Source organism: Streptomyces sp. NPDC028298 (assembly GCF_055565895.1).
The window spans coordinates 966,563-988,520 of the sequence record NZ_JBVHTL010000001.1; the positions used below are offsets into that span (position 1 = coordinate 966,563).

The window sequence follows — 21,958 nt, forward strand, 5'->3', positions numbered from 1 at the left end:
CGCTTCATCGCGGAGCCGGCGGCCTCGGGTTGTGTCACGGTGCCCGCTCAGGAGGCGGGGTCGCGCTCCCAGCGGTAGAAGCAGTGCGCCATGGCGTCCTTGGGGCCGCGCCAGGTCTGCGGGTCGTACGCGCTGACGTACGCCGACAGTTCCTCGCTGACGCTGCGGAACTCGGGGTGTCCGGCCACCTTCGCGATGGCGGGGCCCGGGTCCCGTTCGGATTCGATGAGGTGCAGGTACACGTCACCGAACTGGAAGAGGCTGCGCCGGCTGACCCCGATGAGGTGCGGGAGCTCACCCCGGTCGGAGGCGGCGAACACGTCGGAGATCGCCGGAGCCGAGTCGGGCGCCATGCGGGCGACGATCAGGGCGTGGTGCATCGGGTGTCCTTCCTGTGCCGCTTCCGGCGGTCAGCGGGGCATGGCCGCGGGGCTGCGGCGCTCGCGGGCGACCTGCTCGATCCGGTCCCGGATGAGGGCCATCTGCGTGACGGAGTTGCGGTTGATGTTGTCCGTCATCCAGGCGTCGTCGACGGGGGCGTCGGGCTTCATCGCGAAGTCCTGCACCCAGCGCATGTGCGTGCCGGCCGGGGTCTCCTCGTACTCCCACCGGATGTTCATGTGCGCGAACGGTCCCGTCTCGACGCGGCGCGCCCGGACGGTCCGCGCGGCGCGGTCCACGGTGCGCTGCGAGACCCAGCTCCACACCTTGCCGTTGTCGTCCGGGTGCATGGTGAGGCGGAAGGTGGTGGTGTCGCCGTCCCGGGTCAGGACTTCGAGGGACGCGTACTCGCTGAAGAGCCGCGGCCAGTTCTCGATGTCGTTGGTGATGTCCCAGACGAGGTCGAGCGGGGCGTCGATGACGACGCTGTTGTCGGTGTGTCCTGCCACTTCAGGCTCCAGCCTTGAGGTTGTCGTTGACGAGGTCGAGGAACTCCCGCGGGGTCTTGCAGCGCTCGGCGTCGGTGGGCAGGGGCCGGCTGTACCGGTTCTCCAGTTCCCCGACGATGCCGAGCAGACCGAGCGAGTCGAGTCCGAGGGTGCCGAACTGCGTGTCGAGGGACTGCGCGAGTTCGTGGGGGTCGACGGTGATCCCGGCCGCCTTCTTCATGAGCGCGGCCAGTTCGTCGACGGTCACTTCGGTGGTGATCATGCGGTGGTTCTCCTCACGTACGGCCCGGGTCACCGGGCGTGGTCCCCGCCGTGTCGCACGACCAGGGCCGCGTTGGACCCCATGAGGCCCCTGCTGAGGACCAGGGCCGTGCACAGTTCGGCGGGTCGGGCGTTCGACGTCACCAGGTCGAGGTCGTGGCAGACGTCGAACACGTTGGGGGTGGGAGGGATCTGGCCGTGCTCCATCGCGAGGACGGCGGCCGCGGTGTCCAGCAGGGGTGCCCCGCAGTAGGCCCGTCCGATGCCCGTCTTGGGGGCCGTGACGGGGACCCGGGTGCCGTGGGCCCCCAGGGCGTCGGCGATGGCCAGGGCCTCGGCGCGGTCGGCGGCCGGGACGCCCAGGGCGTCTGCGAAGACGACGTCGATCTCCTCCGGGGCGCAGCGCGCCTCGGCGAGGGCGCCCCGGATGGCGTGGGCGAGCCCTTCGCGGGACCTCTCCCACTGCGAGGCGCCGGTGAACGTGGCCGCGTGTCCGGCCACGAGGGCCCGGATCTCCGCGCCCCGGTCGCGGGCCCGCCGTTCGTCCTCGACGACGAGCATCGCGCCGCCTTCCGCGGGCACGAAGCCGCAGGCTCCCTCGGTGAAGGGGCGGTAGGCGCGCGCGGGGTCCTCGACGGTGCTGAGTTCGGGGTAGCCGAGCTGGCAGACCATCGAGTACGGGGCGAGCGGCGCCTCGGCGGCGCCGACGAGCATGGCGCCGGTGCCGCGCCGTACGCCGCGGGCGGCGTGGGCGACGGCGTCCAGTCCCCCGGCCTCGTCGCTCGCGACGACTCCGCAGGGTCCCTTGAACCCGCCGCGGATGGAGATCTGGCCGGTGCTGGCGGCGTAGAACCAGGCGATGGACTGGTAGGGGCCGACGTACTTGGAGCCCTGGCCCCACAGTTTCTGCAGTTCGCGCTGGCCGAACTCGCCGCCGCCGGATCCGGCGGCGGTGACGACGCCGACGTCGTACGCGTCGTCGGGGGCGGCCGCTCCGAGGCCCGCGTCGTCGAGGGCGAGGACGGTCGCGGCCATCGCGAAGTGGCTGAAGCGGTCGGTCTGGACGAGGAAGCGTTCCTCGATGAGGTCCGCCGCGTCGAAGGCCCGGACCTCTCCCGCGACGCGCAGCGGCAGGTGTCCGCAGCCCTCGCGGGTGATCCGGTCCAGGACGGTGAGGCCTTCCCTGACGGACTTCCAGTAGGCGTCGGTGCGCAGTCCGTTGGGGGCGATGACACCGATGCCGGTGATGGCCGCGTTCCGGGGGCGCTGCGTGCTCATCGTGTCCTCCCAGCCGGCCCGGTGAGAAGGACCGCGGACTGGAATCCGCCGAACCCGCTGCCGACGGAGAGCACGTTCGTGAGCTTCCGCGGGCGGGCGGTGCGCGGCACGTAGTCCAGGTCGCACTCGGGGTCGGGGGTTTCGTAGTTCGCCGTGGGCGGCACCACCTGGTGCTTCAGGGCGAGGACGCAGGCGACGACCTCGATCGCGCCGATCGCGCCCAGCGAGTGGCCCACCATGGATTTGATGGAGCTCATCGGGGTCCGGTGGGCGTGTTCGCCGAGGGACCGTTTGACCGCGGCGGTCTCGTGCCGGTCGTTCTGCCGGGTGCCGGAGCCGTGCGCGTTGACGTAGTCGATGCGCGTGGGGTCGAGGCGGGCCTGGTCGAGCGTGCTGTCGATGGCCCGGGACATCTCCAGGCCCTCGCTGGTGAGACCGGTCATGTGGTAGGCGTTGCCGTAGGTGGCGTAGCCGCCGATCTCGCAGTAGATGTGCGCGCCGCGGGCCCGTGCGTGCTCGTACTCCTCCAGGACGAGTACGGCCGCGCCCTCGCCCATGACGAAGCCGTTGCGGTTGGCGTCGAAGGGCCGGGAGGCGTGCTCGGCGTCGTCGTTGTCGGGCGACGTGGCCTTGATGGCGTCGAAGCAGGCCATCGTGATCGGGGATATCGGCGAGTCGGACGCCCCGGCTATGCAGACGTCGGCGCGGCCTTCCTCGATGGTGTGGAAGGCGTATCCGACGGCGTCGAGTCCGGAGGTGCATCCGGTGGAGACGGTCTGCACCGGTCCCTGGGCCCCGAACCGTTCGGCGACGACCGAGGCGAGGGTGCTGGGCGCGAACGCGAGGTGCAGTTTGGGGTCGGCGGCCCGGTGGTCCACGTCCCACCGCCGGCCCGACTCGCTGACCTGGACGTAGTCGTGTTCCAGACGGGTGGTGCCACCGACGGCGCTGCCCAGGGAGACTCCGACGCGCCAGGGGTCCTCGCGGTCCGTGTCGAGGCCGGAGTCCTGCACCGCCTCCGCGGCGGCGACGACGGCGAACTGGATGTACCGGTCGACGTGTTCGATCAGCTCGGGGTCCAGGCCGTGCGCGAGCGGGTCGAAGTCGCATTCGGCGGCTATGCGCGAGCGCAGGCCCACCGGATCGAAGAGCGTGATGCCCCGGGTCGCGGTGCGGCCGCCTTCGAGGAGGTCCCAGAACGCCTTCGTCCCGGTGCCTCCCGGAGCGACCACACCGATGCCGGTGACGGCCACCCGGCGGGTCACTTTATGGCCCCGCTTCGTTCGGACGGCTGTCCGTTGTGGCCGTGCGCGGCTCCGCCGGACAGGAACGCGGGGGCGGGTTCGGAGGCGTGGGCGGCCTCCTCGGTGTCGACGTGGCCCATGCTCGGATGCGGGGCGAGCGGGCCCAGGTGGAAGACCATGCGGGCCTCCTCGGCGCCGACGTTGCGGAACCGGTGCCGCACGCCGATCGGGATCAGCAGACCCTGTTCGGGCCGGAGCGCCAGCGCCTCGCCGTCGAGGTCCACTTCGAGGGCGCCGCCGACCACGTACACGAACTCCTCGGAGTACGGGTGGTAGTGCTCGCCGATCCGCTCGCCGGGCTGGATGATGGCGAGGCCCATGAAGCCGCTGGTGGACCCGACCGTGGCGGGCGTGAGCATGGCCCGGATGTCTCCCCCGCGTCTGCGGTTGGGTTCCGTCTCGCTCAGGTTCACGATCTGTGGATGCTGCTTGGTCATGCTTGATACCTCCGGGTGTGGCAGGACGTCGGACGGGACGTCCGGGGACGCGGGCTGCGGCGGTCCGTCAGGAACCCGCCGAGCTCCGGTCGGTGATGGGCAGCATGTCGGCGTGCGACAGGAGGCGGTTGATGTTGCGTTCCGTCTCCAGGGAGCCCTCGACGCCGATCGCGGGGCCGTCGAGGAGGCGCTCCAGCTCGGCGGCCTTCTTGGCGCCCTTGAGGCCGAGGGAGGCGACGGGGTCGAGGTCGAGGTCGCCGGTGATGTCGATGAGCCGCACCACGATGTCGTCGCGCTGGAAGACGGTGCTGCTGTAGACCGGGCTGTTCCTGTCGTCGGCCGCGGCCTCGTCCTGGTGGGCGAGCAGCCGGGCCAGTTCCATGCCGCGGCCCTTGCGGGCCGGGTAGAACAGCGCGTGCCGGGTCACCTTCGCGGGTTCCTCACGGCCGGCGACCACGTGGTGCACGGCGGGGAGGGCCGCACGGGTGAAGAAGACGCGGGCCGAGTCGGGGTCGCTCAGGTCCCGGTCCTGCTCCAGGTAGGGGTTGATGGCCTCCTCGACCGCCCGTACCTCGGGCTGGCGCGACACGTGGCGCAGGGCCGCGAGGAGGTCGCCCTCGACCTCGACGGCGCGTACGACGCGGTTGCCGTGCATGAAGAGCGAGGTGCGCCGCAGCCGGGTGGTGTCGTCGACCTGGGCCTGGGGTGACTCGTACCCGGCGAGGATCTCGGCGACCTTCGACTCGGATCCGGGCTTGACGGTGAAGGTGAGGGCGTGGCGTGCGACGCCCTTGCCCTCGCGGGCCTCGACCTGGAGCGCCGACCGGGCCGTTTCGGGGGTGAGGGGCTCGGCGGGGCTGGTCTCGCGCAGGATGCTGTAGCGCATCGACCGGGTGTCCCGGACGCAGCTGTGCATCGGCCGGACGGTCTCGACGTGCTCTTCGCTGTTCACCCAGGCCAGGAACGGCGGGGCACTCTCCCACTCGCTGGTGATGAGCCACTGCGAGGGGTTCTCGATCGACTGGCAGAGCTGGTCGCTGATGTGTCCGGGAACCGAGGCGACCTGGTTGCGCATGAGTTCGTAGGCGTCGAGGAACTGCTGCTGGGCGCCTTCGTACAGGTCGAGCAGCAGGATCACCCGAAGCTTCGAGCCGTCGAAGGCCGACTGAGCGATACGTCCCGAGTTGGACATTGCGGCACACCTCTCCTTTTCGTCACGGAAGTCCGGAACGACCGCGGTATCCGAAACGCCGGGGCCGCCATGAGCTGATCGTTGCCGCGTGCCCGGGACTCCGCGAGCCCCGCGGGTCAGGCGAGTGAACCGCGCGCCATCCGGGTGCCCCTGCCGCGCGAACGGGCCCGCACCGGGCATGGAAACTGCATCCCCATCCCTGACTCGCGTCGCAGGCGACGCTGGAGGCAATCGATGAACCGATTCGAAGGGGCCGGCGAGAACGGTCTCCGCACGCCCGTCCTCATCGTCGGCGGCTCACTCGTGGGCCTCTCGACCTCGCTGTTCCTGGGGCGCCTCGGGGTGCCGCACATCCTGGTCGAGCGTCACGCGGGCACGTCCCGGCACCCGCGGGGGCGCGGCAACAACGTCCGCACCATGGAGATCTTCCGGGTCGCCGGAGTCCAGCGGCGCATCGAGGAGGCGGCGTCGGTCCTCGCGGACAACCACGGCATCCTGCAGACGCCGACCCTGGTGGGCGACGCCGGGGAGTGGCTGTTCAAGGAGATCGACCCCGGCGGCGGACTCGCCCGCTTCAGCCCCGGCGCCTGGTGCCTGTGCAGCCAGAACGACCTCGAACCGGTACTGCTGGCCAGTGCCCGGGAGCTGGGCGGCGACCTGCGGTACTCGACGGAGATGATGTCCTTCGAGCAGGACGCCGAAGGGGTGACGGCGAAGGTCAAGAGCCGGGAGACCGGCGAGCACACGACGATCCGCGCGGACTATCTCGTCGCGGCGGACGGTCCCCGCAGTCCCGTCCGCGACGCGCTGCGCATCGGCCGGACCGGGCCGGGCGACCTGTTCCACAACGTGAGCCTCACGTTCACCTCGCGCGGTCTCGCCGAGGTGGTCGGCGACCGCCGGTTCATCGTCTGCTACCTGACCGACCCGGCGGCCGACGGCGCGCTGCTGCCCGTCGACAACAAGGAGCACTGGGTCTTCCACGCCCCCTGGCACCCCGAACACGGGGAAACCCTGGAGGAGTTCACCGACGAGCGCTGCGTCGAGCACATCCGGCGGGCCGTCGGCGTGCCGGACCTCGACGTGGAGATCACCGGCCGGGCGGCCTGGCACGCCGCCGAGCGGGTCGCCGAACGGTACGCGCAGGGGCGGGTGTTCCTGGCCGGCGACTCGGCCCACGAGATGTCCCCGACCGGGGCCTTCGGCTCCAACACCGGTATCCAGGACGCCCACAACCTGGCCTGGAAGCTGTCCGCCGTGCTGGCCGGCTGGGCCGGCCCGGGGCTGCTGAAGTCCTACGACGCCGAGCGCCGGCCGGTCGCGGAGGCGACGAGCGCCCGCGCCTCGTCGCGCTCGGTGGAGCACAGCCACCCCGGGTACACCCCGGAGCCGGCGGCGGCAGGGCAGGGCGGCCCCGGCGGGAGGAAGGGCGGCATCCTGAACGTGGCGCTCGCCTACCGCTACCCGCGGGGCGCGGTCCTCGGCGCCGATCAGTCCGCTCCTGTCGTGCCCGAGGGCGTACGGCTGACGGGCGAGCCGGGGAGCCGGGCGCCGCACATGTGGCTGACCCGCGCGGGCGCGCGGATCTCGACCCTCGATCTGTACGAGCGTTCCATGGTGCTGCTGAGCTCGGCGGACGGCGCCGGCGGGTGGCACGCGGCGGCGAAGGACACGGCCCGCCAGTTGTCCGTCCCGCTCGACTCGTACCGGGTCGGCGGCGGCCCCGAGGCGGACCTCGTCCCCGCGGGCGACACGGACTGGGCGCAGGTGCACGGCGTCGGCGAGGACGGCGCGGTGCTGGTCCGCCCCGACGGCTTCGTCGCCTGGCGCTCCGAGGGCCCCTCCAAGGACCCCCGGACGACGCTGCGCAAGGCCCTGGTCGCGCTGCTGGACCAGGCCTGACCCGCCGTCGTCGCGGGCCCCTCCCCCGACCCCGGGTCCGGGGAGGGCCCCGACGTCCGTGGCCGACACGGTGTACGAAGAAGAAAAGCCGGAGGCCGTATCGGAATTCCGATACGGCCTCCGGCCACGACCTCAACAGTCGGGACGACAGGATTTGAACCTGCGACCCCTTGACCCCCAGTCAAGTGCGCTACCAAGCTGCGCCACGTCCCGATGCGTCTCACGCGGGGGATGGCCCGCGCGTTCGCGTATCCGAACCCTACCGCACGTCGGTGGATGACCGCGCACGCATTGTCATCGTCCCAGCGCAGGCGGGTCGCCGACCCGGCCGGGCTCGCCGTGCGAGATGGGAACGCCGCCGTCAGGCCCGCTCGTCCAGGTCGGACACGGCCGCCCGGAGTGCGTCGGCGAGCCGGGCGGCCGGCTCCGACAGGGGGCGCGGAAGGCAGGCGAGGACGAGGCGACGCCGCTCCTCGGGGCCGCCCCGCACGGACAGGATCCGTACGCCGAGGGGCGCGGCGGAGGCCAGCGAGGCGGGAACGGTGGTCAGACCACAGCCGGCGGCCACCAGGTGCAGTTTGGCCAGCCAGTCACGGGCGGTGTGGGCGATCACGGGACGCTCGTCCAGTCCGGGCCAGACGCCCATCAGGCGCTCGTCGCCGACGGACGAACCGGCGATCCAGCGCTGTCCCCGCAGGTCGGCGATGTCCACGGAGTCGGCGGCGGCGAGCGGATGGGCGGCCGGCACCGCGAGCCGCAGGCTCCGTTCTCCCAGCGTCCACACGGTGAGCGCGGGCGACTCGCCGTCCAGGGGCCGGAAGGGCGGAGCCGAGGCGAGGAGGGCCAGGTCCAGGGTGCCGGCCCGCAGCGCACGCACGAGGGCGGGGGTGCTGCCCTCCCGGGTGGTCACGGTGATGGCCGGGTGGCTGCGGCGCAGTGCGGCGACGGCACGGGGCAGCAGGACGGCGCCCGCGCTCGCGAACCAGCCGAGACGGACCGTCCCGGCCTCGGCCGGCAGCCCGGCGAGTTCCCGTGCCGTCGCGTCGATCTGGTCGAGAACCGTCACCGCCCGGCGCAGGACGACGTGTCCGGCAGCGGTCAGCCGCACACCGTCCCTGCGGCGCTCCAACAGCGTTGTCCGCGCGGCCCGTTCGAGCGAGGCGATCTGCCGGGACACCGCGGACTGGGTGTAGCCGAGTGCGCCGGCCGCCGCGGTGAGCGTGCCCCGTTCGGCCACCTCGCGGAAGACACGCAGGGCGACCAGCGAGACGTCGGTGAAGTCCATGACGATGACGCATACCAGACCTGAGCAGGTTTCGTTGGACGCATACCCGAGCTGTTCCTAGCGTGGTGGTCATGACCAACGCACGCATCGCTCTCGTCACCGGAGCCAATCAGGGACTCGGCCTCGCGCTCGTCGAAGGGCTCGCCGCCCGGATGGGCCGCGACGATCTGGTTCTGCTCACCGGGCGCGACGCCCACCGTGTCGCCGACGCCGTCGCGCGGGTCGACGCTTCCGCGGCCACCGTGAGCCGGGTCGAGGGCCGCGTCCTCGACGTCACCGACGCGCGGGCCGTCCGAGAACTGGCGGCCGAACTCGGCGTGCGCCACGGCGGGGTGGACATCGTCGTGTCCAACGCGAGCGCCATGCTGACACCGGAGCGGCCCCAGTCCGAGCAGGCCGACGCATTCATCGATGTCGCCAACGGAGGCGCACACGCGGTGCTGCGCTCCTTCGGCCCCGTCCTGCGGCCCGGCGGGCGGCTGATCGTCGTGGCCAGCTCCCTGGGCACGCTGGGGCATCTCGACGCCCGGCTGCACGCGCTGTTCGACGGCGTCTCGCTCGACGAGGTGGAGGCGGCGGTCGAGTCCTGGCGGGCCGCCGTGCACGCGGGCACCGAACGGGAGCTCGGCTGGCCCCAGTGGATCAACGTGCCCTCCAAGGTGGCCCAGGTCGCCGCCGTACGGGCGGTCGCGGCCGAGCGCCGGGAGGCCGACCTGGCCCAGGGCACCCTGGTGGCGGCCGTCTGCCCGGGTCTCGTGGACACCCCGCTGTCACGCCCGTGGTTCGCCGACTTCAGCCAGGCACAGACACCGGCGCGGGCCGCCGTCGCGATCCTCGATCTGCTGCTGAGCGAGAAGAGCGATCCGGCACGGTACGGCGAACTTGTGCGGTTCGGGGAGGTGTTGCCATGGCACGCGGGCAGCCCGCCACGTCACCAGGAGCACCTTCTCGACTCATAGGCGCCGTACGGGAACGGGCCGGTGGCGGGTGTCGCCGAACCGCGCGCTCCACCCACCACCGGAGCACCGGTCAGGCGTTGGGGTCGAACGCGATGCCGGCGGGCTTGGCCTTCGACAGGTGGGAGTTGAAGTTGCCGTCCTTGAGGCCGAACACGGCACTGCCGAAGTTGTAGGCGCTCAGCTTGTCGCGCAGCCCGGCAGGGTAGCCGTTCCAGCCGACCAGGGTCGGGAACTGCCAGGTGTGGTAGTGGTTCTCCGGCGGCTCGTCGTTGGTGTTGGCGGGGCGGAAGCAGTGGGTGCCGATGCCGTCCTTGTGGTAGACGACCTTGGGGTGCGTTCCGTCCCAGCGGATCTGGTCCCGGGTGTAGATGTTGAAGTTGCCGTGGGCCGACGTGGAGACGTACTTGGCCTGGTTGTCCTGGACCCACACGACGACGTGCTCCCAGTCGTTGCGGTGTCCGCCGAGACCGCTGCCGACGACGGCCTGGTCCTTCTCCATGTAGAGGCCGTAGATGATCGCGCACCAGCCGTTGTTGCACTTCTCGCGGGAGTACCCGTTGGTGTTGTCCAGGTCCCAGGAGTCGCGGCAGTGGCCGTTCAGGGCTCCGGAGGGGTTGAGACCGGGGTTGACGGTCCCGTCGGGGCCGATGGCGGGGGTCGGGTAGCAGCCGTCGGTGTCGTAGTCGAAGGCGGGCTGGTACGTCGACTCCAGCGCGTCCGCGTTCCCGGGCAAGGCCGTGGGCGGGTCGGCGAGGGCGCTGCCCGGGAAGGCGACGACCAGCGCGACGGCGCTGCCGAGGATGAGCGAGACCTTGCGGATCCGCGAGCTTCTTGTCACTGCTTCCTCCAGATCGACCGCGGCGTGGGGGCGGGGCATGCCAACGCGGTCGCCTTGGCATGCCCCGGTCAGCCTTCCGGGCGGCCGCGAAAAACACCAGAGGCCGCGAATATCGGAGCGATGAAGGATTGCCCAACTGGGAGCGAGAGATGGGCTGTTGGAGACGGATCCGCCCGCGCCAACGGTCATCTCCCGCGCCCGTCCGGCAGGTTGCCGGGGCACGGGAGATGACCGCCCGCTACCGGCGGGCACGGGCGCCCGAACTACACGCGACCGTCGCCGAGCTTCCACTCACGGTTCAACGCGCCCAGCGGAATGGCGCGTTGGAACACGGGCGTGCCGAAGACGGACAGCTGCACCCGCAGGGTGCCGGTCAGATCGACACCGCCGTAGAGAGCCCAGGCGCCCGTGGCGGTGGCCTCCGTCTTCACCGCGGATCCCGTCGTGGTCGTGGTGCCGGCCGAGCCCGCGGCCTCGCCCCGCAGGTACGGGGCCAGGTCGGCGGTGACACCGACGGCGCCGTAGAGGCCGACACTGGCCTCCGCGCCGAGGGCCGCCTTCACCCGTCCCGCCGCGCTGACGGAGGTACGCACCGGACTGCTCGTCATGTGCGACTCGTCGACCGGCGTCCACCCCCGGGCGGGACCGAAGGCGCCTCCGGCCTTGAAGTCACCCTTGAGATGCTGTTCCACGTCGAGCGTGACGACCCCGTCGGCGTCGATCTGGAAGTAGCAGGTCAGATCGAGGTTCACCACGACGGGGATCGGGCCGACCTGGAGGACGGGGTCGGCGTGCAGCTTCGCGAACGGCACCCGCCGGGGCTGCGCGGAGGCGGCGGCGCGCCCCCTCACCGCCCACTGCGCGTCCCAGTCGCCGGAGACACCGAGGTAGGCCGTGCCGGGTCCGGAGCCGGCCGCGTCACCGCCGTAGGAGAAGTCGACATCCGGCGCGACCTGCACGAATCCGGAGACGGACGCCGACGCCGAGGCCGGCGCCCCGGGCGCCGTGGCCACCTTCGCGCCGACGTCGATCCGCAGGCTGCCGAGCGGAACCTTCGCCCCCTCGGGGCCGACGTGGACGTCTCCGGCCTTCGCCCACGAGACCCGCACGTCCGGCAGCAGTTTCTCGATGTCGAAGGACGCCGGGTCGACGGCGACGGAGCCCTTGGCGTCGTCGTCACCGAGCAGCGCGTCCAGGGTCGTCGGCGCGGTCTGCACCTCGGTACCCTCGGCGCTCTCGCCGATCACGTCGGTCACCTGGGCCAGGAGGCCGTCGGGTGCGCCGGGCGCCGGGGCGCTGGCGATGACGTCGCCGACGGCGGTGGCGTGCGGCTCGGCCGAGGCCCCGGCGGACGGGGACGGGGACTGCGTCCCCGCTCCGCCCGAACCACCCTTGCCCACACGGGATATGACGGCTCTTCGGGTCTTGCTGTCGTACGACGCCACCTTGAGGGCGGCCCGGTGCGCCCGGCCGCCCGGCTCACCCGGACGGGCGACGGCGGTCGAGGTGGCCGCCGCCTCGGGGGCCGCGGCGACGGCGAGCGGCCGCCCGGCGTCCTCGACGGCGGACGCCGAGGCCGCGACGGGACGTGCGGGGTCGGCACGGGAGGACGGCTCCGCGGGACTGGCGGAGCAGCCGGCGGCGAGGAAGAGGGCGGATGCGGCGAGCGCGGGCACGACGGCCCGCGAGGCCCGCTTGCGGATACGCAAGTTCAGTCCTTGAGGGGGGTGGGGGGTGACTCGGGATTACCGACGGGTAACCAGAGGTGAGGGTGTCATGAACCCGTGAAGCCCCGCCCCGCGTTTCGGCACCCGCCGGGGTGACGTGTGCCACGCCCGCCCGGAACGCCCCGAAGAGTCGTCGACCGCTCAACCAACCTGACCGTCAACGGACATGACGAGGCGTCAGTGGTCGTCGAAAAGGGCGGACCGACCGGCCACGGCCGTGCCGCCCGACGCCTTCGCCTTCCGCCCGCGCAAGGCGTCCGCCGCCCACTGCCTCCCGCCTCCCGCCTCCCGTCTCCCGCCTGCCGCCTGCCGCCTGCCGCGGAGTCACCCCTGCCGCCCGCTGCCCGCCGACTCCGCGGAATCAGCTCTGCCGTTACCGAAGGACCTCGCTCCGCGGCTCCCAGCCCTCGTACGCGGCCGTCAGCAACCCGAGTACTCCGTTCCCCGTGACCTCCCGGGGGTTGGGATAGGACTCAGCGGCGACCATCGTCGCCGCGCGCGCCAAGTCGGCCTCCTTCAAACCGAGTTCGGCCAGAGAGCGAGGAGCGCCGAGGCCTCCCGCGAGGTCCCGGAGGGCGCGGGGGGCGTCGTCGGCGTCCAGGGCCCGCGCCAGGACGGCGAGCGCGTGCGGCGCGGCGGACGCGTTGTAGGCGAGGACGTAGGGGAGGACCACGGTGTGGGTCTCGGCGTGCGGCAGACCGAAGGTGCCGCCGAGGACATGGCACAGCTTGTGGTGCAGGCCCATGGTCGTCGCGCCGAGGCAGGAACCGCAGAGCCAGGCGCCGTACAGGGCCCTGGCGCGGGCCCGTGGATCGGCGGGGTCCGCGGCCACGCCGGGAAGGGCGCCGGCCATCGCCCGTACGCCCTCCTCCGCCATCAGGGAGACGAGCGGGGAGGCGTCGGGGGCGTACAGCGCCTCGGCCGCGTGCGCGAGGGCGTTGACGCCGCTGGTCACGGAGAGCGGGACCGGGAGGCCGAGGGTGAGGTCGGGGTCGTAGACGACACTGCGCGGCTGTACGGAGGAGTCGCGGCCGGTGCGTTTGACCCCCTGTTCGGTCAGGCCCCACACGGACGTCATCTCGGAGCCCGAGTAGGTGGAGGGCACGGCGATCAGCGGCAGGCCGGTGCGCAGCGCGATCGCCTTGCCGAGGCCGATCGCGGATCCGCCGCCGACGGCGACACACCCGTCGGCGCCCGTCTCCCGCGCCACCTCGACGGCCCGGTCGGCGACCTCCACGGGGACGTGCATCCGGGCACCGGAGTGGATTCCCGCGCAACTGTCGCCGAGCGCGTCCGCCACCGCGCGGGCGGCGTCCACGCCCCGGCCGCCGCACACCACGAGGACGCGGTGCAGCGCGAGCCGCGCGACCTCCCCGGGTGTCGCGGTCACGGAGGCTCCGGGCCGGAAGACGACCCGGGCGGGCCGGGTCTCGTAGGTGAAGTCGAGCGGGGTGCTCGGCGGGGTGGTCATTCCGGCTCCAGGACGAGGTCGAAGCGGGCGTGTCGGAAGGGGTTCGCGACACCGAACTCCCGTGCCAGCGAGGGGTCGTCGGTCTCGGTGAAGTCCTGTACGAGACTCCGCTTCACGGCGAAGACGGCGTCGGAGTCCAGGTAGGGGCTGCCCGCCACGAAGATGTGCGTGGTGACGGGGGCGTGCCCCTCGGCCGAGGCGATGAAGTGGATGTGGGCGGGGCGCCAGGAGTGGCGGCCGGTGGCCCCGAGCAGGGCACCCACCGGACCGTCGGTGGGGATCGGGTAGGGGCTCGGCACACAGGTGCGGAACCGGAAGCGGCCCTCGGCGTCGGTGGTGAAGAGCCCGCGGCCGTTGCCGGGCGGCTGGACGTCCGGCTGCTGGACGTCGTAGAAGCCCCGTCCGTCCGCCTGCCACACGTCGAGGACGGCACCCGGCAGCGGACCGCCGTCGCGGGAGCGCACCCGGCCGCTGACGACGCACGGTTCGCCGGTGCCCACCAGGTCGATGGTCGCGCCGAGTTCCCGTACGGGTGACCGCGTCAGGTGGAACGGCCCGAGGACGGTCGACTCCGTCGCGCCCGGGTCGTCGTGGCCGTTCAGCGATTCCACCAGCATGGAGACGCCGAGGACGTCCGAAAGGAGGATGAACTCCTGCCGGGTGTCCGTGCACGTCTGCCCGGTCGCGGTGAGGAAGGCTATGGCGCGCTCCCACTCCGCGGTCGTCGGCCGGGTCTCGCGGACGAAGGCGTGCAGATGGCGGGTGAGCGCGCCGAGCAGCTCACGCAGCCTCGGATCGGCCGTGCCCGCGAAGCTGTCGACGACGGCGTCGGTGATCTCCGTGGTGAATTCCCTGGCCATGCCGCTCCCGAGGTCCAGCCGGTCGTCCTGCCGAGCGTGCCCAGGCTACGAGACCGGATCCGTGGCCCGAAACATCGTCACCGACGCCGAAGAACACACAATGACCCTTTCCGTGGGGCATCGTTGACCTGGAACATCACGCCCGCACCGGACGCACGGAAAGTATGATCAAGCAATGTCTGACTTGACCGAAACCACGCCCGGCTGGCTGTCCCGCGACGAACTGGAATCGGCCCGCGCCCGCCTGCCGATCCTGTACGTCGAAGCCGTACCGGTGCGCGTCGACGACAACGGCGAAGTCACCCACATCGGGCTCCTGCTCGGCATCGGTCCGGACGGAACGGTCACCCGCTCCCTCGTCTCCGGCCGGGTGCTGCACCACGAGCGGGTCCGGGACGCCCTCCTGCGCCACCTGGAGAAGGACCTCGGCCCGGTGGCCCTCCCCCGGATCCCGGCCTCCCTGCAGCCCTTCACCGTCGCGGAGTACTTCCCGACGCTGGGGGTCACGCCGTTCCACGACCCGCGCCAGCACGCCGTGTCCCTGGCGTACATCGTCCCGGTCACCGGCGACTGCCGCCCGCGGCAGGACGCCCTGGACCTGGTCTGGTTCAGCCCGGAGGAGGCGGCCTCCCCCGTGGTCACGGACGACATGCCGGGCGGTCACGGCGTTCTGCTGCGGCAGGCGCTGGCCTACGTCGGACGTATCGCCTGACGCGGGGGCCCGGCGTTCTCGGCGCGGCCCGTGCCGGTGGCGCGCGGGCGCAGGACCATGAGCGGGCCCTCCGGGGCCGCCACCATGGCGAAGGAGAAGCGGTCGAGCTCGAGGCAGAGCGCGACGTCGTCGGGATGGACGCCCTGCCGCACCCCGGTCGCCAGTTCGTCGGCGGCGCGGGACGCGGCGGCCCGGCGGAGGAACCCATCCGCGTCCGTCGCGGCCCCGGCGGCCCGCCCGGCGATGTAGTGGGCGCACGCCAGATCCTCCTCGGCGCGGCCGTCCTCGCCGGTGACGACGAAGGTGACGCCGTCGGCGGGGCGGGCCCGCAGGAGCCGGGCCGTCGCCCCGGCCACCACGAAGCCGGCGCACAGGACGAGCGAGGCGTCCTTGACCGCGAGCGCGCCGACCGTGCCCGCCGTGGTCTTCTGCACGACGGTCCGGCCGCCGAGGTCGGCGGACCGCAGCAGGCCCGGCGAATTGACGAGGTCGAACCCGGGGGCGGGCGGGCCGTCCTTGAGCGCCACCCAGTCCGGGTGGCCGGCCTTCAGCGCCAGAGCCTCGTCCAGGGATTCCGCGAGGACGATCTTCTCCGCGCCCCGGTCGAAGGCCCAGGCGGCCACCGTGAAGGCCCGCATGACGTCGACCACGACCGCCACGGACGGGGTTTCGGTGAGCTCGGCGATGCCGAGGAAACGAGCGTCCATCGCGTCATCATGGCGCCCGCCCCGGCCCCCGGGGAACGGAATAAAGCGGCGCACACCCGTCCCCGGGGAACGGAAAAGGCCGCTCCCGCCTCGGCGGAAACGGCCTGCGACCTGCTGTCCAGCAAGTCGGGACGACAGGATTTGAACCTGCGACCCCTTGACCCCCAGTCAAGTGCGCTACCAAGCTGCGCCACGTCCCGGTGCCTTCACCCGCGGTGACCCGCGTGATCGTGCGAACAGAACTTTACCCCACGCCGGGGGCTGCTCCGCAGGGGGACGGGGGCGCGCGACAATCGGCGTATGACCGGGACATCTGAGACGGGGCGGGCCGGCGGACGCGATCGGGACGCCGAGGGGCGGGCCCGGAACGCCCGGCCCCGGGACGGACTGGGGCGCCCGCTGCCGTACGGCACCCCCGGGGTGGAGCGGGCGCCGGAGGGCGTCGTGCGCCGTCCCGAGCAGACGGTCGCCGAGGCGCAGGCGCTGCTGGACGCGGGTCGGCCGTTCCACGCGCACGAGGTCTTCGAGGACGCCTGGAAGTCCGGTCCCGCGGACGAGCGCGGGCTGTGGCGTGGACTGGCCCAGCTCGCCGTGGGGCTCACCCACGCGGCCCGGGGGAACGTGACGGGCGGCGCGCGGCTGCTGCGGCGCGGGGCCGGAGCGGTCGAGGAGTGGACGGCGGCGACCGGCCGGCCGCGGCCCTACGACCTGGACCTCGCGGAGGTCGCCCGCTGGGCACGGGAGTTGGCGGCCGTGGTGGAGCGCGACGGCCGGCCGACCGACGCGGCGGGGGAAGCCCCGCGGCTGCGCGTGCGGGCCGCCTGACGACAGCACCGGCAGCACCCGCGTCGCCGGGGTCGTGCGGCCGGGCCTCCTGACCAGGGCGCCGGCCTGGACCTGGCCGCACGAGGGGGACGCCCGACCGGGACGCGGGCATCGACGGGGCCGCACGCGAGGGACGCCTGACCAGGGCCCGGGCGTCGACGGGGCCACCCGGACCGGCCGTCCGACCAGGGCGCGGGCCGGGTGCACGTTCCCGGGGTGCGGCCGGTGCGTCCACTGTCGGTGGCGTGGGGCAGACTCTCGGTGTGCGAAAGATTCATGTCATCGGCATCGGAGCGGGCGACCCCGATCAGCTCACGCTGCAGGCGGTCAAGGCGCTGAGGGACACGGACGTGTTCTTCATCCTGGACAAGGGCGAGGTGAAGTCGGACCTCGTCCAACTGCGCCGCGACATCCTGGACGCGCACATACCCGAAGGGGCGTACCGCCTGGTCGAGGCCCGCGACCCGGACCGGGACCGGACCGCCGGCGGCTCCGCGTACTCCCCGGCCGTCGGGGACTGGCGCAGCGCCCGCGCGGCCATCTACGAACGGCTGATCGCCGAGGAGCTGGGCGAGGACGAGACCGGCGCGTTCCTGGTGTGGGGCGACCCCGCTCTGTACGACAGCACGCTCGGCATCCTGGAGGAGATCCTGGACCGGGGCGCGGTGGCGTTCTCGTACGACGTGGTGCCCGGGATCAGCAGTGTCTCGGCGCTCGTCGCCCGGCACCGCACGGGGCTGAACCGGGTGGCACGGCCCGTGCAGATCACCACCGGGCGGCGCCTCGCGGAGGGCTTCCCCGAGGGGGTGGACGACGTGGTCGTGATGCTCGACGCCCATCAGACGTTCCGGCGGTACGCGGACGAGGACATCGACATCTACTGGGGCGCCTACATCGGCACGCCCGACGAGATCCTCGTCTCGGGTCCGATCGCCGAGGCGGCCCCCCGTATCGAGCGGTTGCGCGCCGAGGCCCGCGAACGCAAGGGCTGGATCATGGACACCTATCTGCTGCGCAGGAATCCGGGCGAGTAGGAGGCCCGGCCGCCCCGTACGCCGGGCGGGTCGCCCCGCATGCACGGGGAGCCCACCGGTGTGAGGGTGGCGATTGTGACGATCACGGAGGACACCGCGCCCGCGCCGGCGGGCGCGCCCGGACCACCGGTGCTGGACAATCGCCGCCGCAACATCGTCTTCGCGACGATCGTGCTGGGCATGCTGCTCGCCGCGCTCGACCAGACGATCGTGGGCACCGCGCTGCCGACGATCGTGTCGGACCTCGGCGGCGCCGCGCACATGTCGTGGGTGGTGACCGCCTATCTGCTGGCCGAGACCGTGGCGACGGTACTCGTCGGCAAGTTCGGCGACCTGTTCGGCCGCAAGCTGGTCTTCCAGGCGTCGGCGATCATCTTCATCACGGGTTCGTTCCTGTGCGGGCTCGCCACCAACATGACGCTGCTGATCGCCTGGCGGGGGGTCCAGGGCGTCGGCGCGGGCGGTCTGATGGTGACCTCCATGGCGCTGATCGCGGACGTCATCCCGCTGCGCGAGCGGGGCAAGTACCAGGGCGCGATCGGTGCCGTCTTCGGTGTGGCCACGGTCATCGGACCGCTGCTCGGCGGCCTGTTCACGGACCATCTGTCGTGGCGGTGGGCGTTCTACATCAACGTGCCCCTCGCGATCGTCGTGGTGATCGCGGCGGCCCGCACCATCCCCGTGGTCAAATCGGTGACCCGGCCGGTCATCGACTACCTGGGCATCGCGCTGGTCGCGGTCGGGGCCAGCGCGCTGATCCTGGCGACGAGTTGGGGCGGCAACGAGTACGCCTGGGGCTCGCCCACCATCATCGGCCTGTTCGTCGGCGGTCTGATCGCGCTCGCGCTGTTCTGCCGGGTCGAGACCCGCGCGGCCGAACCGATGCTGCCGATGCGGCTGTTCGGCAACCCGGTCTTCACGGTCTGCTCGATCCTCAGCTTCATCGTGGGCTTCGCGATGCTCGGCGCGCTGACCTACCTCCCGACGTATCTGCAGTACGTCGACGGGGAGTCGGCCACGATCTCGGGTGTGCGCACGCTGCCGATGGTCCTCGGGCTGCTCATCGCGTCCGTCTTCAGCGGCAACGTGGTGAGCAAGACCGGGCAGTACCGCCTCTTCCCCATCGTCGGCTCCCTCGTGATGGCGGTCGGCCTCTATCTGATGTCGCGCATGGGGCCGGACACCGGGGCGTGGCTGGAGTCCCTGTACATGTTCGTGCTCGGTACCGGGATCGGCCTGTGCATGCAGGTGCTGACGATCGCCGTGCAGAACACCGTCGAGTACACCGACCTCGGCACGGCGACGTCCGGGGTCACCTTCTTCCGTACGCTGGGCAGTTCGTTCGGTACGGCCGTCTTCGGCACGATCTACACCAACGCGCTCAAGCCGAACCTGGCCGACGGGGTCAGGGCGGCGGCCGAGACGGGCGCGGCCCCGCCGGCCGTCATCGCCAAGGCGGCGCAGAGCCCCGAGGGGCTGCACAAGCTGCCGCCGCGGGCGGCCGCTCCCATCGTCGACGCGTACGCCGACACCCTCCACACGGTGTTCCTGTGGACGGTCCCGGTCGCGCTTCTCGGCTTCGTCGTGGCGCTGTTCCTGAAGCAGGTGGAGCTGCGGGACAGCGCGCGTATGGGGTCGACGGACATGGGCGAGGGATTCGCGTCGCCGTCCACCGCGGACTCCCAGCGGCTGCTGGAGTTCTCGGTCGCGAAGATCATCGGCAGCACGGAGATGGACACCGCGCGCCGCATCGTCTTCGAGTCCGACACCCGGCTGGACGTGGCGGGCGCCTGGGCCGTGATGCAGGTGGAGCTGTTCACCCGCATGGTCGGCCACGCCAACCTCGCGCTGATCGCCGCCCGGCGCCATCTGCCTCCCGAGGTGCTCGTCCCGGTCTTCCAGCGCATGGTCGACGAGGGCTATCTGACCCGGCACGGCACGCTGTTCTCGCACACCGCGGCGGGCGAGCGCGAGGCGCGGGTGATCGGCGAGGCCTGGGGCCGCTGGCTCGCCGGGCGCGTGGAACAGGACATCGGCCGGCCGTCCGGGGCGGAACTGCGCGCCGCCGTCGACACCATCGCCAAGCGTCTGCTGGTCGAGGACCTGACGCAGGGTCTGCCGGACCGGCCCCAGGAACTGTCCGCGGCCTCGCCGGGCTGACCGCGCCGGGTCAGTGGAGCAGGAGCTGTACGCCGCCGACCACCGTCGCCACGATCACCAGCCGTTCGAAGAGGAGCTGGTTGATGCGCTTCACCGCCCACTTGCCGATGAAGGCCCCCGGCACGACGAACACGGCCAGGGCCGCGTCCAGCAGCAGCGAACGGCCGTCGATCAGGCCGAGGCCCGCGCTGAAGGGCAGCTTGGAGACGTTGACGATCAGGAAGAAGAAGGCGGAGGTGCCGAGGAAGCCGAGTTTGCGGAAGCCCGCCGAGAGGAGGTACATCGACATGACCGGGCCGCCCGCGTTCGCGACCATGGTGGTGAAGCCGCCGAGGACACCGTAGGAGCGGGCCTTGGCCCGGCCCGCGCGGGTCACGACCGCGTCGGGTTCCTCGTCCTGGGCCGCGGCCCGGCGGCGCCACAGCGTGATCCCGGTCATCAGCAGCAGGGTCGCGCCGATCGAGGCGCGTACGACCTCGTCGTCGGCCCACACCAGGAACAGCGTGCCGAGCACGACGCCGGCGGCGACCGCCGGGAACAGCCGCCACAGCGTGGGCCAGTGGGCGTGGCGCCGGTAGGTGGCGACGGCGAGTACGTCGCCGACGATCAGGAGGGGCAGCAGGACGCCGGTCGAGGCGCGGGCGGGCAGTACGGCGGCGAAGACCGCCAGACTGACCGTGTTGGCGCCGCTGACGGCGGTCTTGGAGAAGCCGACGAGCAGAGCCGCGGCGGCGAGAGCGGCGAACTCCCCCGGGGATATGTGCCAGAGCGTCATCGTGTTCATGCGGGGGTCGATGCTATGCCCACGCTGCCCACCCGACCGCCGAGGGTCCCTCCGGGTGCCCACCGGGCCGACGGCGCACCGGGGTCGGCCGGTGCGCCGGGTTGCCTCGAACGCCGGAAGAGATGCTTCGCCAGGCCCCGGTGTCAGTGGCGTTCCACCAGGACCGCGCTGCCCTGGCCCACGCCGACGCACATCGTGGCCAGGCCGCGCTCGGCGCCGGTGCGGCGCATGCGGTGCAGCAGGGTGGTGAGGATGCGGGCTCCCGACGCACCGAGCGGATGGCCGAGCGCGATCGCGCCGCCGGTCGGGTTGACGAGGTCGGGGTCGATGCCGAGGGCGTCCACGCAGGCGAGGGCCTGGGCGGCGAACGCCTCGTTGAACTCGGCCTCCTGGACGTCGGCGACGGTCCAGCCGACGCGCGCGAGCGCCTTCCGGGTCGCGGGCACCGGGCCGATGCCCATGACGTCGGGATCGACACCGGCCGAGGCCCCGGCGACATAGCGTCCGAGCGACTCCAGCCCCAGATCGTTCAGTGCCTCCTCGCTGACGAGCAGCACCCCCGCGGCGCCGTCGTTCATCGGCGAGGCGTTGCCCGCGGTGACCGTGCCGTCGGCGCGGAACACCGGCTTGAGGCGGGCCAGTTTGTCGAGCGAGGTGTCCTCGCGCACGCACTCGTCGCTGTCGACGACCACCCCGTCGGGACGCTCGACGGGAAGCACCTCGGCGTCGAAGTACCCGTTCTTGCGGGCGTCCGCCGCCCGCTGGTGGCTGCGCAGCGCGAACGCGTCCTGCCGCTCGCGCGTGACGCCGTACCGTGCGGCGACCTCCTCGGCGGTCTCCCCCATCGACAGCACGCCGTGCAGGTCCTTCATCGCCGGGTTGACCAGCCGCCAGCCGAGCCGGGTGTCGACGGTCTCGATGCGGTGCGGCAGCGCCTCGTCCGGGCGGGGCAGCACGAAGGGGGCCCGGCTCATCGACTCGGAGCCTCCGGCGAGCACGATGTCGGCCTCGCCCGAGGCGATGGCGCGGGCGGCCGTCGTGACGGCCTCGAGCCCGGAGGCGCAGAGCCGGTTGACGGTGGCGCCGGGCACGCTGTCCGGCAGTCCGGCGAGCAGCGCGGCCATGCGGGCGACGTTGCGGTTGTCCTCGCCGGCCTGGTTGGCGGCGCCCCAGTAGACGTCGTCGACGCGGGCCGGGTCCAGGGTGGGCACCTCGGCGACCAGAGCGCGGATGACGCCCGCGGCGAGATCGTCGGGCCGCACGGAGGAGAGGGCACCGCGCAGCTTGCCGATGGGCGTGCGGCGGGCGGCCGCGAAGTGGACGGGACGCACG

At 72.4% G+C, this 21,958-nt stretch carries 21 protein-coding genes and 2 tRNA genes; 6 read left to right on the plus strand and 17 right to left on the minus strand.

All coding sequences use genetic code 11. The features are described 5' to 3' along the window. Positions 1-47 precede the first annotated feature (47 nt). From ACZ4TO_RS04320 to ACZ4TO_RS04350, 7 genes are all read right to left on the minus strand, one after another. Positions 48-380 (minus strand): TcmI family type II polyketide cyclase, encoded by a 333-nt coding sequence (locus ACZ4TO_RS04320; RefSeq protein WP_382779068.1) that lies wholly within the window; start codon positions 378-380, stop codon positions 48-50. A 30-nt stretch (positions 381-410) separates the two neighbouring features. After that, on the minus strand, positions 411-890 hold the full coding sequence (locus tag ACZ4TO_RS04325) for an SRPBCC family protein (RefSeq protein WP_382779066.1): 480 nt from the start codon (positions 888-890) through the stop codon (positions 411-413). A 1-nt stretch (position 891) separates the two neighbouring features. Continuing rightward, positions 892-1,152, minus strand: a complete 261-nt coding sequence (locus ACZ4TO_RS04330) for a phosphopantetheine-binding protein (RefSeq protein ID WP_382779063.1) — start codon at positions 1,150-1,152, stop codon at positions 892-894. 29 nt (positions 1,153-1,181) lie between these two features. Continuing rightward, positions 1,182-2,429 carry a ketosynthase chain-length factor gene (locus tag ACZ4TO_RS04335; protein ID WP_468023383.1) on the minus strand — a complete coding sequence of 416 codons (1,248 nt, stop codon included), beginning with the start codon at positions 2,427-2,429 and terminating at the stop codon, positions 1,182-1,184. Further along, positions 2,426-3,694 carry a beta-ketoacyl-[acyl-carrier-protein] synthase family protein gene (locus tag ACZ4TO_RS04340; RefSeq protein WP_382779058.1) on the minus strand — a complete coding sequence of 423 codons (1,269 nt, stop codon included), beginning with the start codon at positions 3,692-3,694 and terminating at the stop codon, positions 2,426-2,428. Before ACZ4TO_RS04340 ends, ACZ4TO_RS04335 begins: the two co-directional genes overlap by 4 nt. Continuing rightward, positions 3,691-4,170 (minus strand): cupin domain-containing protein, encoded by a 480-nt coding sequence (locus tag ACZ4TO_RS04345; RefSeq protein ID WP_382779055.1) that lies wholly within the window; start codon positions 4,168-4,170, stop codon positions 3,691-3,693. The genes ACZ4TO_RS04340 and ACZ4TO_RS04345 overlap by 4 nt, the downstream gene beginning before the upstream one ends. 67 nt (positions 4,171-4,237) lie before the next feature. Continuing rightward, a complete protein-coding gene (locus ACZ4TO_RS04350; protein WP_382779052.1) occupies positions 4,238-5,362 on the minus strand; it encodes a SchA/CurD-like domain-containing protein in 1,125 nt (374 codons plus the stop codon). Between the two features lie 234 nt (positions 5,363-5,596). Here ACZ4TO_RS04350 and ACZ4TO_RS04355 point away from each other — a divergent pair, with 234 nt between their 5' ends. After that, the gene (locus tag ACZ4TO_RS04355) at positions 5,597-7,264 is read left to right on the plus strand and encodes an FAD-dependent oxidoreductase (protein ID WP_468023384.1); all 1,668 of its coding nucleotides are present in this window, start codon (positions 5,597-5,599) and stop codon (positions 7,262-7,264) included. Between the two features lie 139 nt (positions 7,265-7,403). Here ACZ4TO_RS04355 and ACZ4TO_RS04360 read toward each other — a convergent pair. Together ACZ4TO_RS04360 and ACZ4TO_RS04365 are read right to left on the minus strand one after the other, a co-directional pair. Further along, positions 7,404-7,477: transfer RNA gene (locus tag ACZ4TO_RS04360), tRNA-Pro, on the minus strand. A gap of 148 nt (positions 7,478-7,625) precedes the next feature. Then, positions 7,626-8,549, minus strand: a complete 924-nt coding sequence (locus ACZ4TO_RS04365) for a LysR family transcriptional regulator (RefSeq protein ID WP_468023385.1) — start codon at positions 8,547-8,549, stop codon at positions 7,626-7,628. 71 nt (positions 8,550-8,620) lie between these two features. Here ACZ4TO_RS04365 and ACZ4TO_RS04370 point away from each other — a divergent pair, with 71 nt between their 5' ends. Further along, entirely contained in the window at positions 8,621-9,508 is an 888-nt protein-coding gene (locus tag ACZ4TO_RS04370) for an SDR family NAD(P)-dependent oxidoreductase (protein WP_468023386.1), read from the plus strand. A 70-nt stretch (positions 9,509-9,578) separates the two neighbouring features. Here ACZ4TO_RS04370 and ACZ4TO_RS04375 read toward each other — a convergent pair whose 3' ends face one another. From ACZ4TO_RS04375 to ACZ4TO_RS04390, 4 genes are all read right to left on the minus strand, one after another. Next, a complete protein-coding gene (locus ACZ4TO_RS04375; RefSeq protein ID WP_382779041.1) occupies positions 9,579-10,346 on the minus strand; it encodes an NPP1 family protein in 768 nt (255 codons plus the stop codon). A 263-nt stretch (positions 10,347-10,609) separates the two neighbouring features. Next, entirely contained in the window at positions 10,610-12,049 is a 1,440-nt protein-coding gene (locus tag ACZ4TO_RS04380; protein ID WP_468023782.1) for a hypothetical protein, read from the minus strand. A 397-nt stretch (positions 12,050-12,446) separates the two neighbouring features. Beyond that, positions 12,447-13,544: a maleylacetate reductase gene (locus ACZ4TO_RS04385; protein WP_468023387.1), complete on the minus strand. Its 1,098-nt coding sequence runs from the start codon at positions 13,542-13,544 to the stop codon at positions 12,447-12,449. Beyond that, complete coding sequence (locus tag ACZ4TO_RS04390; protein ID WP_468023388.1) at positions 13,541-14,404, minus strand: intradiol ring-cleavage dioxygenase; 864 nt, start codon at positions 14,402-14,404, stop codon at positions 13,541-13,543. Before ACZ4TO_RS04390 ends, ACZ4TO_RS04385 begins: the two co-directional genes overlap by 4 nt. Positions 14,405-14,579: 175 nt before the next feature. Between ACZ4TO_RS04390 and ACZ4TO_RS04395 the strand changes: the two genes are divergently transcribed. Further along, positions 14,580-15,116 (plus strand): NUDIX hydrolase family protein, encoded by a 537-nt coding sequence (locus tag ACZ4TO_RS04395; protein ID WP_382779035.1) that lies wholly within the window; start codon positions 14,580-14,582, stop codon positions 15,114-15,116. Here the strand turns inward: ACZ4TO_RS04395 and ACZ4TO_RS04400 are convergent. Together ACZ4TO_RS04400 and ACZ4TO_RS04405 are read right to left on the minus strand one after the other, a co-directional pair. Further along, positions 15,095-15,823 carry a 2-phosphosulfolactate phosphatase gene (locus ACZ4TO_RS04400; protein WP_468023389.1) on the minus strand — a complete coding sequence of 243 codons (729 nt, stop codon included), beginning with the start codon at positions 15,821-15,823 and terminating at the stop codon, positions 15,095-15,097. The genes ACZ4TO_RS04395 and ACZ4TO_RS04400 overlap by 22 nt on opposite strands. 126 nt (positions 15,824-15,949) lie before the next feature. Continuing rightward, positions 15,950-16,023, minus strand: a tRNA-Pro gene (locus ACZ4TO_RS04405). 100 nt (positions 16,024-16,123) lie between these two features. On the opposite strand from ACZ4TO_RS04405, the gene ACZ4TO_RS04410 reads away from it, so the two are divergent. The 3 genes from ACZ4TO_RS04410 to ACZ4TO_RS04420 all read left to right on the plus strand — a co-directional run bounded on the left by ACZ4TO_RS04410 (position 16,124) and on the right by ACZ4TO_RS04420 (position 19,842). Beyond that, positions 16,124-16,648, plus strand: coding sequence for a DUF309 domain-containing protein (locus tag ACZ4TO_RS04410; RefSeq protein WP_468023390.1), 525 nt, complete (start codon positions 16,124-16,126; stop codon positions 16,646-16,648). A 263-nt stretch (positions 16,649-16,911) separates the two neighbouring features. After that, on the plus strand, positions 16,912-17,682 hold the full coding sequence (gene cobF, locus ACZ4TO_RS04415) for a precorrin-6A synthase (deacetylating) (RefSeq protein WP_468023391.1): 771 nt from the start codon (positions 16,912-16,914) through the stop codon (positions 17,680-17,682). Positions 17,683-17,721: 39 nt separating this feature from the next. Continuing rightward, the gene (locus ACZ4TO_RS04420) at positions 17,722-19,842 is read left to right on the plus strand and encodes an MDR family MFS transporter (RefSeq protein ID WP_468023392.1); all 2,121 of its coding nucleotides are present in this window, start codon (positions 17,722-17,724) and stop codon (positions 19,840-19,842) included. A 10-nt stretch (positions 19,843-19,852) separates the two neighbouring features. On the opposite strand, the gene ACZ4TO_RS04425 is transcribed toward ACZ4TO_RS04420, so the two are convergent. Together ACZ4TO_RS04425 and ACZ4TO_RS04430 are read right to left on the minus strand one after the other, a co-directional pair. Then, positions 19,853-20,626: a sulfite exporter TauE/SafE family protein gene (locus ACZ4TO_RS04425; protein ID WP_468023393.1), complete on the minus strand. Its 774-nt coding sequence runs from the start codon at positions 20,624-20,626 to the stop codon at positions 19,853-19,855. A 143-nt stretch (positions 20,627-20,769) separates the two neighbouring features. Beyond that, positions 20,770-21,957, minus strand: coding sequence for a thiolase family protein (locus ACZ4TO_RS04430; RefSeq protein ID WP_382779023.1), 1,188 nt, complete (start codon positions 21,955-21,957; stop codon positions 20,770-20,772). Position 21,958 lies beyond the last annotated feature (1 nt).

Coding starts and splice junctions, on each gene's coding strand:
- ACZ4TO_RS04320 (WP_382779068.1), bottom strand. CDS start 380: ATGCACCACGCCCTGATCGTCGCCCGCATGGCGCCCGACTCGGCTCCG.
- ACZ4TO_RS04330 (WP_382779063.1), bottom strand. CDS start 1,152: ATGATCACCACCGAAGTGACCGTCGACGAACTGGCCGCGCTCATGAAG.
- ACZ4TO_RS04335 (WP_468023383.1), bottom strand. CDS start 2,429: ATGAGCACGCAGCGCCCCCGGAACGCGGCCATCACCGGCATCGGTGTC.
- ACZ4TO_RS04345 (WP_382779055.1), bottom strand. CDS start 4,170: ATGACCAAGCAGCATCCACAGATCGTGAACCTGAGCGAGACGGAACCC.
- ACZ4TO_RS04350 (WP_382779052.1), bottom strand. CDS start 5,362: ATGTCCAACTCGGGACGTATCGCTCAGTCGGCCTTCGACGGCTCGAAG.
- ACZ4TO_RS04355 (WP_468023384.1), top strand. CDS start 5,597: ATGAACCGATTCGAAGGGGCCGGCGAGAACGGTCTCCGCACGCCCGTC.
- ACZ4TO_RS04365 (WP_468023385.1), bottom strand. CDS start 8,549: ATGGACTTCACCGACGTCTCGCTGGTCGCCCTGCGTGTCTTCCGCGAG.
- ACZ4TO_RS04370 (WP_468023386.1), top strand. CDS start 8,621: ATGACCAACGCACGCATCGCTCTCGTCACCGGAGCCAATCAGGGACTC.
- ACZ4TO_RS04385 (WP_468023387.1), bottom strand. CDS start 13,544: ATGACCACCCCGCCGAGCACCCCGCTCGACTTCACCTACGAGACCCGG.
- ACZ4TO_RS04390 (WP_468023388.1), bottom strand. CDS start 14,404: ATGGCCAGGGAATTCACCACGGAGATCACCGACGCCGTCGTCGACAGC.
- ACZ4TO_RS04395 (WP_382779035.1), top strand. CDS start 14,580: ATGTCTGACTTGACCGAAACCACGCCCGGCTGGCTGTCCCGCGACGAA.
- ACZ4TO_RS04400 (WP_468023389.1), bottom strand. CDS start 15,823: ATGGACGCTCGTTTCCTCGGCATCGCCGAGCTCACCGAAACCCCGTCC.
- ACZ4TO_RS04410 (WP_468023390.1), top strand. CDS start 16,124: ATGACCGGGACATCTGAGACGGGGCGGGCCGGCGGACGCGATCGGGAC.
- ACZ4TO_RS04420 (WP_468023392.1), top strand. CDS start 17,722: ATGCACGGGGAGCCCACCGGTGTGAGGGTGGCGATTGTGACGATCACG.
- ACZ4TO_RS04425 (WP_468023393.1), bottom strand. CDS start 20,626: ATGAACACGATGACGCTCTGGCACATATCCCCGGGGGAGTTCGCCGCT.